The sequence below is a fragment of the Kitasatospora sp. NPDC048662 genome (genome assembly GCF_055587065.1).
This window is the reverse complement of record NZ_JBVJHA010000001.1, coordinates 242,026-256,310: the sequence shown is the minus strand read 5'-3', so window position 1 is coordinate 256,310 and position 14,285 is coordinate 242,026. Positions and strand designations below refer to the sequence as shown.

The 14,285-nt window shown below is 69.4% G+C and carries 8 protein-coding genes; all 8 read left to right on the top strand.

Features of this window, described 5'->3' with window-relative positions; translation table 11 throughout:
- Positions 1–610: 610 nt before the first annotated feature.
- The 8 genes from rpoB to ACZ6R9_RS01115 all read left to right on the top strand — a co-directional run bounded on the left by rpoB (position 611) and on the right by ACZ6R9_RS01115 (position 14,246).
- On the top strand, positions 611–4,084 hold the full coding sequence (gene rpoB / locus ACZ6R9_RS01150) for a DNA-directed RNA polymerase subunit beta (protein ID WP_380486795.1): 3,474 nt from the start codon (positions 611–613) through the stop codon (positions 4,082–4,084).
- A 99-nt stretch (positions 4,085–4,183) separates the two neighbouring features.
- Positions 4,184–8,077 (top strand): DNA-directed RNA polymerase subunit beta', encoded by a 3,894-nt coding sequence (locus ACZ6R9_RS01145; RefSeq protein ID WP_380486793.1) that lies wholly within the window; start codon positions 4,184–4,186, stop codon positions 8,075–8,077.
- Between the two features lie 342 nt (positions 8,078–8,419).
- Positions 8,420–9,091 carry a DUF4097 family beta strand repeat-containing protein gene (locus ACZ6R9_RS01140; protein WP_465535694.1) on the top strand — a complete coding sequence of 224 codons (672 nt, stop codon included), beginning with the start codon at positions 8,420–8,422 and terminating at the stop codon, positions 9,089–9,091.
- Between the two features lie 107 nt (positions 9,092–9,198).
- Positions 9,199–10,650 carry a WGR domain-containing protein gene (locus ACZ6R9_RS01135; protein WP_465535692.1) on the top strand — a complete coding sequence of 484 codons (1,452 nt, stop codon included), beginning with the start codon at positions 9,199–9,201 and terminating at the stop codon, positions 10,648–10,650.
- A gap of 112 nt (positions 10,651–10,762) precedes the next feature.
- Positions 10,763–11,923 (top strand): sensor histidine kinase, encoded by a 1,161-nt coding sequence (locus ACZ6R9_RS01130; RefSeq protein ID WP_465535690.1) that lies wholly within the window; start codon positions 10,763–10,765, stop codon positions 11,921–11,923.
- Positions 11,924–11,937: 14 nt separating this feature from the next.
- A complete protein-coding gene (locus ACZ6R9_RS01125; RefSeq protein ID WP_380486785.1) occupies positions 11,938–12,612 on the top strand; it encodes a response regulator in 675 nt (224 codons plus the stop codon).
- Between the two features lie 306 nt (positions 12,613–12,918).
- The gene (locus tag ACZ6R9_RS01120) at positions 12,919–13,500 is read left to right on the top strand and encodes a hypothetical protein (RefSeq protein ID WP_465535688.1); all 582 of its coding nucleotides are present in this window, start codon (positions 12,919–12,921) and stop codon (positions 13,498–13,500) included.
- Entirely contained in the window at positions 13,497–14,246 is a 750-nt protein-coding gene (locus ACZ6R9_RS01115) for an SIR2 family NAD-dependent protein deacylase (protein WP_380486781.1), read from the top strand. Before ACZ6R9_RS01120 ends, ACZ6R9_RS01115 begins: the two co-directional genes overlap by 4 nt.
- Positions 14,247–14,285: the final 39 nt, after the last annotated feature.

The following is a 14,285-nucleotide window of genomic DNA, read 5'->3' as shown; positions in this document are numbered from 1 at the left end:
GGACGTCGCCGAGAAGGCGAAGGCTCAGCTCGAGGGCGCTGGCGCCAAGGTCACCGTCAAGTGACTTTCTCCTCTCTCTGAGAGGTGCTCTTCCGGCCGGGCTTCGTTCGGCCGATGGTGGACTCGGATCCTGTCGGTCCCCGGGGGTAGGGTGATCGCTGTCGTCGCGACCCCGTCACGGGCCGTGTGTAACGCCGGGAGCGGCTGCGACGATGGGCACTGCGAGGTCCGCACCCTGGTGGGGGCCTTGACGAACAGCACGCGGCGCGCGATTCTCAAGGCGCGTGCCCAAGCGGAACCGCCTCCGATGCATATTCGGCGGCGGCACTGGGAAGGTTCCCGGTGACGCAGGAGTGGGTGCGACGGCCCGGCCGGTGAGGGATCACTGCCCGGGTTGTCGGTTGTACGGGAGGAGCGTCCGATTCGGTCTCCGAATCAGGGCTTGCTAGCAGTGTCGCCATTGGCTACACTGTCCCTTTGCGCTGCCTGTTAGCTGCTCCGTGACTCGTCGCCCGGAGTGGCCCCTGTCCTGACCTGGGGTTTTCCGCCTCGGCCAAGGCCCGGACGGTATGCGCGTAGTGAGCTCCGAGCCCTCGGAAGGACCCCCCTCTTGGCCGCGCCGCGCAACGCCTCGAACAATTCCGCATCCACCGCCCCGCTCCGCGTCTCGTTCGCGAAGATCAAGGAGCCCCTCGAGGTCCCCAACCTCCTCGCCCTGCAGACCGAGAGCTTTGACTGGCTGCTCGGCAATGCGGCCTGGAAGTCCCGGGTCGAGGCAGCCCTGGAGAGCGGTCAGGACGTCCCCACCAAGTCCGGTCTGGAGGAGATCTTCGAGGAGATCTCCCCGATCGAGGACTTCAGCGGGTCGATGTCCCTGACCTTCCGGGACCACCGTTTCGAGCCGCCGAAGAACTCCATCGACGAGTGCAAGGACCGCGACTTCACCTTCGCGGCCCCGCTCTTCGTCACCGCGGAGTTCACCAACAACGAGACCGGTGAGATCAAGTCCCAGACCGTGTTCATGGGCGACTTCCCGCTCATGACCAACAAGGGCACGTTCATCATCAACGGCACCGAGCGTGTCGTCGTGTCCCAGCTGGTGCGTTCCCCCGGTGTCTACTTCGACTCCACCCTGGACAAGGTGTCCGACAAGGACATCTTCTCCGCGAAGATCATCCCCTCCCGCGGTGCCTGGCTGGAGATGGAGATCGACAAGCGCGACATGGTCGGTGTCCGCATCGACCGCAAGCGCAAGCAGTCGGTCACCGTGCTGCTGAAGGCCCTCGGCTGGACCAGCGAGATGATTCTCGAGGAGTTCGGCGAGTACGAGTCGATGCGCGCCACCCTGGAGAAGGACCACACCCAGGGCCAGGACGACGCGCTGCTCGACATCTACCGCAAGCTGCGCCCGGGCGAGCCGCCCACGCGTGAGGCCGCGCAGACGCTGCTGGAGAACCTGTACTTCAACCCGAAGCGCTACGACCTGGCGAAGGTCGGCCGCTACAAGGTGAACCGCAAGCTCGGCAACGCCGAGTCGCTGGACTCCGGTGTGCTCACCGAGCCCGACATCATCAACACCATCAAGTACCTGGTCAAGCTGCACGCCGGCGAGACCGAGTGGCGTGATGACGAGGGCCGCGACATTGTCATCGAGGTCGACGACATCGACCACTTCGGCAACCGTCGCCTGCGCAACGTCGGCGAGCTGATCCAGAACCAGGTCCGCACCGGCCTCGCCCGCATGGAGCGCGTGGTCCGCGAGCGCATGACCACCCAGGACGTCGAGGCGATCACGCCGCAGACCCTGATCAACATCCGGCCGGTCGTCGCCTCCATCAAGGAGTTCTTCGGCACCAGCCAGCTGTCGCAGTTCATGGACCAGACGAACCCGCTGTCGGGCCTGACCCACAAGCGTCGTCTGTCCGCGCTCGGCCCCGGTGGTCTGTCCCGTGAGCGGGCCGGCTTCGAGGTCCGTGACGTGCACCCCTCGCACTACGGCCGCATGTGTCCGATCGAGACCCCCGAAGGCCCGAACATCGGTCTGATCGGCTCGCTGGCCTCGTACGGCCGGGTCAACGCGTTCGGTTTCATCGAGACCCCGTACCGCAAGGTCGTCGACGGTGTCGTCACCGAGGCCGTGGACTACCTGACCGCCGACGAGGAGGACCGCTACGTCATCGCGCAGGCCAACGCCCCGCTGACCGCGGAGCTGACCTTCGCCGAGCCGCGTGTCCTGGTCCGCCGCCGTGGCGGCGAGATCGACTACATCCCCGGCACCGAGATCGACTACATGGACGTCTCGCCGCGCCAGATGGTGTCGGTCGCGACCGCCATGATCCCCTTCCTCGAGCACGACGACGCCAACCGCGCGCTGATGGGCTCGAACATGATGCGCCAGGCCGTCCCGCTGCTGCGCAGCGAGGCGCCGCTGGTCGGCACCGGCATGGAGTACCGCTGCGCCGTCGACGCCGCGGACGTCATCACCGCCGACAAGGCCGGTGTGGTGCAGGAGGTCTCGGCCGACTACGTCACCGTGGCCAACGACGACGGCACGTACAACACCTACCGCGCCGCCAAGTTCACCCGCTCCAACCAGGGCACCGCCTTCAACCAGAAGGTGCTCGTGGACGAGGGCGCCCGGGTGGAGGCCGGCCAGGTGCTGGCCGACGGCCCGTGCACCGACGAGGGCGAGATGGCCCTCGGCAAGAACCTCCTCGTGGCGTTCATGTCGTGGGAGGGCCACAACTACGAGGACGCGATCATCCTGTCGCAGCGCCTCGTCCAGGACGACGTCCTCTCCTCGATCCACATCGAGGAGCACGAGGTCGACGCCCGTGACACCAAGCTGGGCCCCGAGGAGATCACCCGGGACATCCCGAACGTCTCCGAGGAGGTCCTCGCCGACCTCGACGAGCGCGGCATCATCCGGATCGGCGCCGACGTCGTCACCGGCGACATCCTGGTCGGCAAGGTCACCCCGAAGGGTGAGACCGAGCTGACCCCGGAGGAGCGCCTGCTCCGCGCGATCTTCGGTGAGAAGGCCCGTGAGGTCCGCGACACCTCGCTGAAGGTGCCGCACGGTGAGTCCGGCAAGGTCATCGGCGTCCGCGTCTTCGACCGCGAGGAGGGCGACGAGCTTCCCCCCGGCGTGAACCAGCTGGTCCGCGTCTACGTCGCCCAGAAGCGCAAGATCACCAACGGTGACAAGCTGGCCGGCCGTCACGGCAACAAGGGTGTTATCTCCAAGATCCTGCCGGTCGAGGACATGCCGTTCCTGGAGGACGGCACCCCGGTCGACATCATCCTGAACCCGCTGGGTGTCCCGTCCCGAATGAACCCGGGACAGGTCCTGGAGATCCACCTCGGCTGGCTCGCCAAGCAGGGCTGGGACGTCTCCGGCCTCGCCGACGAGTGGGCCAAGCGTCTGCAGGCGATCGGCGCGGACACCGTCGAGGGCGGCACCAACCTCGCCACCCCGGTGTTCGACGGCGCCCGCGAGGACGAGATCACCGGCCTGCTGGACAACACCACCCTCACCCGTGACGGTGAGCGCCTGGTGAACTCCACCGGCAAGGCCCGGCTGTTCGACGGCCGCTCCGGCGAGCCGTTCCCGATGCCGGTCTCGGTCGGCTACATGTACATCCTCAAGCTGCACCACCTGGTCGACGACAAGCTGCACGCCCGTTCGACCGGTCCGTACTCGATGATCACCCAGCAGCCGCTCGGTGGTAAGGCGCAGTTCGGTGGTCAGCGCTTCGGTGAGATGGAGGTGTGGGCCCTTGAGGCATACGGCGCCGCGTACGCGCTGCAGGAGCTGCTCACCATCAAGTCCGACGACGTCCTCGGCCGAGTGAAGGTCTACGAGGCCATCGTCAAGGGCGAGAACATCCCCGAGCCCGGCATTCCCGAGTCCTTCAAGGTCCTCATCAAGGAAATGCAGTCGCTCTGCCTCAACGTGGAGGTGCTGTCCTCGGACGGCCAGTCCATCGAGATGCGCGACAGCGACGAGGACGTGTTCCGCGCCGCCGAGGAGCTCGGCATTGACCTGTCCCGGCGCGAGCCGAGCAGCGTCGAAGAGGTCTGACGGAGGTCGGGCCGGCCGGTGACCCCGGTCGGCCCGCCCCCAGGCCCCCCTCAGACCAACAGACAGACTCTCGAATCACGAAAGAGGGCTTGACGACCAGTGCTTGACGTCAACTTCTTCGACGAGCTCCGCATCGGACTGGCCACCGCCGACGACATCCGCCAGTGGTCGCACGGCGAGGTGAAGAAGCCGGAGACCATCAACTACCGCACGCTGAAGCCGGAAAAGGACGGCCTTTTCTGCGAGAAGATCTTCGGTCCCACCCGGGACTGGGAGTGCTACTGCGGTAAGTACAAGCGCGTCCGCTTCAAGGGCATCATCTGCGAGCGCTGCGGCGTCGAGGTGACCCGCGCCAAGGTGCGCCGTGAGCGGATGGGCCACATCGAGCTGGCCGCCCCGGTCACCCACATCTGGTACTTCAAGGGTGTCCCGTCCCGCCTGGGCTACCTGCTCGACCTTGCGCCGAAGGACCTCGAGAAGGTCATCTACTTCGCCGCCTACATGATCACCTGGGTGGACGACGAGCGCCGTCAGCGCGACCTCCCCTCCCTGGAGGCGCACGTCTCGGTCGAGCGTCAGCAGATCGAGAACCGCCGCGACGCCGACCTCGAGGCCCGGGCCAAGAAGGCCGAGTCCGACCTGGCCGAGCTGGAGGCCGAGGGCGCCAAGGCCGACGTCCGCCGCAAGGTGCGCGAGGGCGCCGAGCGCGAGATGAAGCAGCTCCGCGACCGCACCCAGCGCGAGATCGACCGCCTGGACGAGGTGTGGGCCCGCTTCAAGAACCTCAAGGTCCAGGACCTCGAGGGCGACGAGCTGCTCTACCGCGAGCTGCGCGACCGCTTCGGCACCTACTTCTCCGGCTCGATGGGCGCGGCGGCCCTCAAGGACCGCCTGGAGTCCTTCGACCTGGGCGAGGAGGCCGAGCGCCTCCGCGAGATCATCCGCACCGGCAAGGGCCAGAAGAAGACCCGTGCGCTCAAGCGCCTCAAGGTCGTCTCCGCCTTCCTGCAGACCAGCAACAAGCCCAAGGGCATGGTGCTGGACTGCGTCCCGGTGATCCCGCCGGACCTGCGTCCGATGGTCCAGCTCGACGGTGGCCGCTTCGCCACCTCCGACCTGAACGACCTGTACCGCCGCGTCATCAACCGCAACAACCGCCTGAAGCGGCTTCTCGACCTCGGCGCGCCCGAGATCATCGTGAACAACGAGAAGCGCATGCTGCAGGAGGCCGTCGACGCGCTGTTCGACAACGGCCGTCGTGGCCGTCCGGTCACCGGCCCGGGCAACCGCCCGCTGAAGTCCCTCAGCGACATGCTGAAGGGCAAGCAGGGTCGTTTCCGTCAGAACCTGCTCGGCAAGCGAGTCGACTACTCGGCCCGTTCGGTCATCGTCGTCGGCCCGCAGCTCAAGCTGCACCAGTGCGGTCTGCCGAAGGCCATGGCGCTGGAGCTCTTCAAGCCGTTCGTGATGAAGCGCCTGGTCGACCTGAACCACGCGCAGAACATCAAGTCGGCCAAGCGCATGGTCGAGCGCGCCCGCCCCGTGGTGTGGGACGTCCTCGAAGAGGTCATCGCCGAGCACCCGGTGCTGCTGAACCGTGCGCCCACCCTGCACCGCCTCGGCATCCAGGCCTTCGAGCCGCAGCTGGTCGAGGGCAAGGCCATCCAGATCCACCCGCTCGTCTGCACCGCGTTCAACGCGGACTTCGACGGTGACCAGATGGCCGTGCACCTGCCGCTGTCCGCGGAGGCGCAGGCCGAGGCCCGCATCCTGATGCTGTCCTCGAACAACATCCTGAAGCCGGCCGACGGTCGCCCCGTCACCATGCCGACCCAGGACATGGTGCTGGGCCTGTTCTTCCTCACCTCGGACCGCGAGGAGGTCAAGGGCAAGGGCCGTTCCTTCTCCTCGACCGCCGAGGCGATCATGGCCTTCGACGCCCGCGAGCTGGACGTCCAGGCCCCGATCGACCTGCGCATGCCGGCCGGCACCGTGCCGCCGCGCGGCTGGGTCGCGCCGGTGGACGAGGACGGGCAGCCGACCTGGACCGAGGGCGAGCCGTTCCGGATCTCCACCACCCTGGGCCGCGCGCTCTTCAACGAGCTGCTGCCCGAGGACTACCCGTTCGTCGACTACGAGGTCGGCAAGAAGCAGCTGTCGGCGATCGTCAACGACCTCGCCGAGCGCTACCCGAAGGTCGTCGTCGCCGCGACGCTCGACAACCTGAAGGCGGCCGGCTTCCACTGGTCGACCCGTTCCGGTGTCACCGTCTCGATCTCGGACGTCATCGTCCCGCCGAGCAAGCCCGCCATTCTGGAGGGCTACGAGGCGCAGGCGGAGAAGGTCCAGAAGCAGTACGAGCGCGGTCTGATCACCGACAACGAGCGCAAGTCCGAGCTGGTCGGCATCTGGACCCGGGCGACCAACGAGGTCGCCGACGCGATGGCCGCGAACTTCCCGAAGACGAACCCCATCTTCATGATGGTCGACTCGGGCGCGCGCGGAAACATGATGCAGATGCGTCAGATCGCCGGTATGCGTGGTCTGGTGTCGAACGCGAAGAACGAGACCATCGCGCGTCCCATCAAGGCCTCGTTCCGTGAGGGCCTGTCCGTGCTGGAGTACTTCATCTCCACCCACGGTGCCCGTAAGGGTCTGGCCGACACCGCGCTGCGTACCGCCGACTCGGGTTACCTGACCCGTCGTCTGGTGGACGTCTCGCAGGACGTGATCATCCGCGAGGAGGACTGCGGCACCGAGCGCGGCCTCAAGCTGGAGATCGGCCAGGTCGGCGCGGACGGTGTGCTGCGCAAGGCCGACGACGTCGAGACCAGCGTGTACGCCCGCATGCTCGCCGAGGACATCACTGTCGACGGCAAGCTGATCGCGACCGCCAACACCGACCTCGGCGACGTCCTGATGGACGAGCTGATCCGGAACGGCGTCAGTGCGGTCAAGGTCCGCTCGATCCTGACCTGTGAGTCGGCGGTCGGCACCTGTGCCTTCTGCTACGGCCGTTCGCTGGCCACCGGCAAGCTGGTCGACATCGGTGAGGCGGTCGGCATCATCGCCGCCCAGTCCATCGGTGAGCCCGGTACCCAGCTGACCATGCGTACCTTCCACACCGGTGGTGTGGCCGGTGACGACATCACCCAGGGTCTGCCCCGTGTTGTCGAGCTCTTCGAGGCCCGTACCCCGAAGGGTGTCGCCCCGATCTCCGAGGCGGCCGGCCGGGTCCGGATCGAGGACACCGAGAAGACCCGCAAGGTCGTCGTCACGCCGGACGACGGCACGGACGAGATCGCGTACCCGGTCTCCAAGCGCGTCAAGCTGCTGGTCAGCGAGGGCGAGGCGGTCGAGGTCGGCCAGAAGCTGACCGTCGGTGCCACCAACCCGCACGACGTGCTGCGGATCATGGGCCAGCGTGCCGTCCAGATCCACCTGGTCGCCGAAGTCCAGAAGGTCTACAACTCGCAGGGTGTGTCGATCCACGACAAGCACATCGAGATCATCATCCGGCAGATGCTCCGCCGCGTGACGATCATCGAGTCGGGCGACGCCGAGCTGCTGCCGGGCGAGCTGGTCGAGCGCGGCCGCTTCGAGCAGGAGAACCGCCGCGTGGTGTCCGAGGGCGGTCACCCCGCCTCCGGCCGTCCGCAGCTGATGGGTATCACCAAGGCCTCGCTGGCCACTGAGTCCTGGCTGTCGGCCGCCTCCTTCCAGGAGACGACCCGGGTGCTCACCGACGCGGCGATCCACGCCAAGTCGGACCCGCTGCTGGGCCTCAAGGAGAACGTCATCCTCGGTAAGCTCATCCCGGCCGGTACGGGTCTTCCCCGCTACCGCAACATCCGGGTCGAGCCGACCGAGGAGGCCAAGGCCGCCATGTACTCGGCCGTCGGCTACGACGACTACGACCTGTCGCCGTTCGGCGCGGGCTCCGGTCAGGCCGTCCCGCTGGACGACTACGACTACGGTCCGTACACCGGCTGATCCTTCGGCTGATCCGCAGGGCGGTCACCCCACTCGGGGTGGCCGCCCTGCGGCGTTTCCGGCCCGCGTTTCACCTAGGGCCTGTCCGGCCGATCTTGCCGGGCGCGCGACGCCGGATCATCCCGCCTGGAAGCACCGGCAAACCATCCAAGTACACCCAGTACGAGGACGGTTCGCCGGCACTCCCAGCCGGGCGCCCGACGCCGCACGCTGATCCGACAAGATCGACCGGACAGGCCCTAGGGGATCCCCCTGGGGACGGAGGCGGTCGAACCACTCCGTGGAGGGAGGCGCCGGGGCCCCGGGGGAGGGGAGACTTGGGGAAGTCGAAAGGAGGCCGCGGTGAAGCGGATCATGGGGGCGGCGGCGGTCGTGGGACTGCTGGTGGTCGGGGCAGTGGGCTGCGGGCCGTGGGGCGACCAGCAGCGCAAGACGGTGTCGTACGAGGTGCCCGGGCAGGTCGATCAGCTGGTGGTCGACGGGACCAGTGGGGGGATCGACGTCCGGGTCGACGACGGGCCGGTGCGGGTGGTGGAGAAGCGGTCCTGGCGGGACGAGGAGCCGCAGGGCACCCACGAGCTCAAGGACGGGGTGCTGAAGCTGACGTACTCCTGCGACAACTGCGGGATCGGGTACGAGGTGCACGTCCCGGCCGGCACGAAGCTGAAGCTCAGCCAGACCAGCGGCGGCATCCAGCTGCACGACGTGGCGGGCGACGTGGACGCCAAGGTGTCCTCCGGCGGGATCAACGCCTTCGGCCTGAAGTCCAAGAACGTGAAGCTGTCCGTGGAGTCCGGCGGGGTGGAGGCCCGGTTCGCCGAGGCGCCGACCCGGGCGGAGGTGTCCACCGAGTCCGGCGGCGTGCAGGTGAAGGTGCCGTCGGGGGAGCAGTACCAGGTGGACGCGCGCGCCAACAGCGGCGGCACCGAGGTGAAGGTGCCCTCGACCCCCGGCGCGCCGCACGTCGTGATCGCCCGCGCCGACAGCGGCGGTGTGCAGGTGTACAACAACTGACCGGCTGCCGCGGCTGTCGGTGGCAGGGCCTAGATTGAGGCGTGTCGGCAGGTGGCGAGGGCCCCGCCGGCACCCCCCGAACTCTGTGCCCGAAAGGGGCGTCGGCCATGTCTGCCACGGTTTCCGCGGACCCGCAGGTGACCTACCTGGAACTCTCCGAGGACCAGGGAAGTGCCCACAAGTTCTACGAAGTCACCGTCAAGGGCGCGGAGTTGACGATCCGCTACGGACGGATCGGCGAGCCGGGCACGACGAAGACCACGCTCTGCCCGAGTGCGGAGAAGGCCGCCGCCACGGCCGCCAAGAAGATCGGCGAGAAGGTCCGCAAGGGCTACGCGCCGGCCGTCCAGGGCGTCCGCCAGCGCCGGGCGGTGACCCGCCGGCAGATCACCTCGACCCGCTCCACCGCCCGCCAGGCGCCGCTGCTGTGGCGCTTCCGCTCCGGCTCGCCCGCGTTCGGGGTGTACGTCGGCGAGGAGCACGCCTGGGTCGGCAACGAGAGCGGCGACGTCTACACGCTGACCCGGGACGGCGAGGTCACCGGCCGGTTCGGCCTGCCCGACGGCGTCAAGTGCATCGTTGCCGACGACTGGTGGATCTACGCGGGCTGCGACGACGGCAAGGTGTACGACCTGGGCGGCAAGGTGCCGCGGGTGGCGTACGAGATCGCCCAGGACGTGGACATCTACTGGCTGGACATCCACGACGGCGTGCTCGGCGTCGCCGACGCGCGCGGCGGGCTGACCACCGTCGATCACGAGGACGAGTTCCAGTGGCGGCGCAGCGCCCAGGGCTCGGCCGGCTGGATGGTGCGCTGCGACGCCGACTCCGTCTACCACGGCTACTCGGCGGGCGTCACCCGGTACGCGAAGCGCGGCGGCGACCAGCAGTGGCACGCCCGCACCAAGGGCCAGGTGCTGTTCGGCTGGCAGGAACGGGACGAGGTGTTCGCCGGCACCTCGCAGGGCTGGGTGCACCGGCTGCGCAAGTCCGACGGCGCCGAGGTCACCGCGTACAAGTGCGACGCCGCGGTGTTCTCCTGCGCGGCTTCCCCGGACGGCGAGTACGTGTTCGCCGGCGACAACCACTCGTCGGTGTACTGCTTCGCCGCCGACGGCACCCGGCTGTGGAAGCTCGGCACCGGCTGCGGCTCCGCGTACAGCATGCAGTACCGCGACGGACGGCTGTACGTGGTCACCACCGACGGCTCGCTGGCCTGCCTGGACGCCTCGCCGGGCGCCGTCCAGGCCGCCGAGCAGGGCACCCTGCCGGCCACCGCCGAGGTCACCGGCCGCGGCTTCGCCCGGGTGGAGTCGTCCGCGGTGCTGGAGACCGTCAGCGTCACCGCGGCGGCCGGCAGCGGCGTCGAGGTGGAGTGCGTCGCCGACGGCAATCGGCTGCGGGTGCGGGTGGTCTCGCCCGGCTTCGACCCGTCCTGGCGGGTGCAGTTCCCCAAGGACGTCCGCATCGCCGGGGCGCGCTACCTGGTGGCGGAGGTGCGGGAGTCCGCGTCCGGCGGGTTCTACCGGGCGCGCGGAGAGATCAAGCGGCTGCTGTGACGCCCCGGCATTGACGCCTCGTCAGGGCGCTCCCGGTCGGGGGCGCCCTTCGGCGTTCCCGGGGGCGGGGAGAGGGACGGCGGCCGCCCGACGATGCGAGAGGATGCGCGAAATGGGGAAGTGGATGGAAGGCCTGTTGGCCTGGGGGAGGGCCCGGCCGTGGGCGGTGGACGCGCCGCTGGTCGCGCTGGCGGTCTGCGTCTCGGTCACGGGCGTGTGGACCGACCCGTACGGAGCGGGCGGGAAATGGTGGGCGTACGCGCTGGCGCTGGCCGGTTCGGTGCCGCTGTGGTGGCGGCGCCGGGCGCCGTGGGCGGTGCTCGGGATGTGCGCCGTGCCCACCATGGCACTGTCCGCGCTGGCGCACTTCGCGATGCCGCAGATCCAGGTCGCCATGGCGGTGGCCATCTACACCGTCGCCGACCGGGGCAAGGACTGGCAGCGGGCCGTGCTGCTGGCGTCCTGCGTGATCGGCAACGTGATCGGCACCCGCTCCTTCGACGGCCTGCTGTTCAGCCTGCTGGTGTCCGTCGGCAGCTTCGTGGTCGGCTCACTGGTGCGCGAACTGCGCCGGCTGGCCGGCGTCGAGGCCGAACGCGCCCGGCAGGTCGGACTGCGCGCCGCCAGTGACGCCGCCCGGGCCGTCGCGGAGGAACGCGGCCGGATCGCCCGCGAGATGCACGACATCCTCGCCCACGCCGTCTCCCTGATGGTCGTCCAGGCCGAGGCCGGGCCGCTGGTGGTGCGCACCAACCCCGACCGGGCGATCCGCGCCTTCGACGCCATCGCCGACTCCGGACGCGACGCCATGGTCCAGCTCCGGCGGGTGCTCGGCGTGCTCAAGGAGGACGGGGCGGCGCCCGCGCTCGCGCCGCAGCCCCGGCTGGCCGAACTCGCCGGGGTCCTCGACCGCGTCCGCGAATCGGGCGTCGATGTCGACGCCCGCATCGAGGAGGCCGGCCCCGCCGAGGTGCAGGCCGCCGCCTACCGGATCGTCCAGGAAGCCCTCACCAACGTGGTCAAGCACGCCGGGGCGAGCCGGGCGGTGGTCCGGGTCGGCGTCCGCGACGGCACGGATCTGACCGTCTCCGTCGCCGACGACGGGAGCGGCCCTACTGCTGCGGCCGGCGCCGGGATCGACGGGCGCTCCGGCGGACGCGGCCTGCTCTCCATCCGGGAACGCGCGGCCGCCTGCGGCGGCAGCGTCGAAACCGGCCCCCGGCCCGACGGCCCGGGCTACCTGGTGGCCGCCGTGCTGCCGCTCAACGCCTGAGAGAGGAAGTTCAGTTGCCCATACGAGTGGTGATCGCCGACGACCAGGAACTGGTCCGCGCCGGATTCGGCATGATCCTCGACGCCCAACCCGACATCGAGGTCGTCGCCGAAGCCGGCGACGGACAGCAGGCGATAGAGGCTGTGCGCAGCTTTGATCCCGACGTGCTGCTGCTCGACGTCCGGATGCCGGTGATGGACGGGCTGGAGGCGGCGCGCCGGGTCTGTGCCGAGTTCCCCCGCTGCAAAGTGATCATGCTGACCACCTTCGACGTCGATGATTACGTGTTCGACGCGCTGTACGCGGGGGCGAGCGGCTTCCTGCTCAAGGATGTCCGCCGCGACGACCTCGCCCACGCCGTCCGCGTCGTCACCTCCGGCGAGGCCCTGCTCGCTCCGTCCGTCACCCGCCGGGTCATCGGCGAAGTCACGGCGCGCAAGGCGGGCGGGGCGCTGGCCGTCTCCCGGCCGCTGAGTCTGCTCCTGGGCACCCTCACCGCCCGCGAGCTGGAGACCCTGCGGCTGGTCGCCCGCGGCATGTCGAACGCCGAGATCGCCGCGGAGCTGGTGGTCAGCGAGCACACGGTCAAGACGCACGTCAGCAACCTGCTGCAGAAGCTGGGGCTGCGGGACCGCGTACACGCGGTGGTGTTCGCGTACGAGGCGGGGGCCGTGACGGCAGGGGAGTGAAGGCGTGAAACCGGGGAGAGCACAACCGGGGGCGCGGGGAACTGCGCGACAAGCGCACACCACGTCCGAAAGGTCGCGATCAAGTGCAGGTCATTGTCCTGCGTCGCGATCTTGCGGTGGGGTTCCTCCCGCTTCGCGCGGTTCCCCGCGCCCCCGGTTTCGCGCCCACCCGCTCTCGCGTTCACCCGCTGTCTCCTACTTGGGAGGGATCCCGACCTTTCACCGTCGCGGGGGAGTCGCGCCGCTGGCCGCCACGGCAGGGTTGGGGGTGTCGAAAAGGGCACTCACGTAAAGGGGTTGGGCGAGATGGTGACGGGGCGTCGGGCGCTGGGATGGGCCGCGGGGCTGCTCGCGGTGTACGGGGCGGTGCGGTTGGTGCCGGGGTCGCGGGGGGTGGGGCCGGGCTGGACGGTCGGGCATGTCGCGCTGTTCGCGGGGATGGTGCTGATGGGTCTCGGCATGGTGGAGCTGTGGCGTCTCGGCGGTGAACGGGGGGCCTGGGGCCGGGTCTGGCTGGGGGCGGGTCTCGCGGGGGTGGTGGCCGGCCTCGCGCAGAGCGGCATCGACCTGTACGCCAACGCGGTCTCGCAGGACTACGCGGCGCGTTCGGACCTGTTCGAGCGGATTCAGTCGGTGCCGGGGGTGATGCCGCTGGTGTACACGGTGGTGCCGATGCTGCTGTACGTGGGGCTGCTGGCGCTGCTGGTGCGGCTGACGGTGCGCGGGGTGGTGCGCTGGTGGAGCCCGGTGCTGGTGCTGGTGGGTACGGTGTTGATGGGGGCGTCGCTGGACTTCATGCCGGTCGGCGCGGTGTTGTACCTGGTGGCGTTCTGGCCGGTGATAACGGGTGGTCAGAACCGGCCGCGAGCCGTACCGTCCGGGGCATGAGCGAGAAGCGTCCGCTGGTGGCGGTGTTGACGGGGGCGGGGATCTCCACGGACTCGGGGATTCCCGACTACCGCGGCCCGCAAGGGCTTTGGCAGCGCGATCCGAGCGCGCAGGAGATGGTGACGATCGGCCCGTACCTGGCGAGCACGGAGGTGCGCCGCCGGTCCTGGCTGATGCGGCGGGACGCCGGTGCGATCGGTGCCAGGCCGAACGCCGGGCACCGGGCGCTGGTGGATTTGGAGCGGGCGGGCGTGCCCATGCGGGTGCTGACGCAGAACGTGGACGGCCTGCACCAGGCGGCCGGGCTGCCCGCCCGGAAGGTGATCGAGCTGCACGGCACCGCCACCGAGGTGCAGTGCGCCCGGTGCCGGGTCGTCAGCCCGATGGAGGCGGCGCTGGAGCGGGTCGCGGCGGGGGAGGACGACCCGGCGTGCGAGCAGTGCGGCGGGGTGCTGCGTCCGCGCACCGTGATGTTCGGCGAGACGCTGGACGAGAAGGTGCTGGCGCAGGCGGACGCGGTCGCCAAGGCGTGCCAGGTCTTTCTGGCGGTGGGCAGTTCGCTCCAGGTGAGGCCGGCGGCGCTGCTGCCGCGGATCGCGCTGGAGCACGACGCCCGGCTGATCGTCGTCAACGGCGAGCCCACCGCCTGGGACGAGGCGGCGCACGAGGTGATCCGCGAGCCGATCTCCGAGGCGCTGCCGAAGCTGGTGCGGCGGCTGGTGAACGGCGACCTGTCCCGGGGCTGAGGGTAAACCCGCAGGTCGGAGCGCATACGATGGCGATCT

What these genes read in the sequence shown, in the direction of transcription:
- ACZ6R9_RS01115 (WP_380486781.1), top strand. Translation starts at nt 13,497, where the DNA reads ATGAGCGAGAAGCGTCCGCTGGTGGCGGTGTTGACGGGGGCGGGGATC.
- ACZ6R9_RS01120 (WP_465535688.1), top strand. Translation starts at nt 12,919, where the DNA reads ATGGTGACGGGGCGTCGGGCGCTGGGATGGGCCGCGGGGCTGCTCGCG.
- ACZ6R9_RS01135 (WP_465535692.1), top strand. Translation starts at nt 9,199, where the DNA reads ATGTCTGCCACGGTTTCCGCGGACCCGCAGGTGACCTACCTGGAACTC.
- ACZ6R9_RS01130 (WP_465535690.1), top strand. Translation starts at nt 10,763, where the DNA reads ATGGGGAAGTGGATGGAAGGCCTGTTGGCCTGGGGGAGGGCCCGGCCG.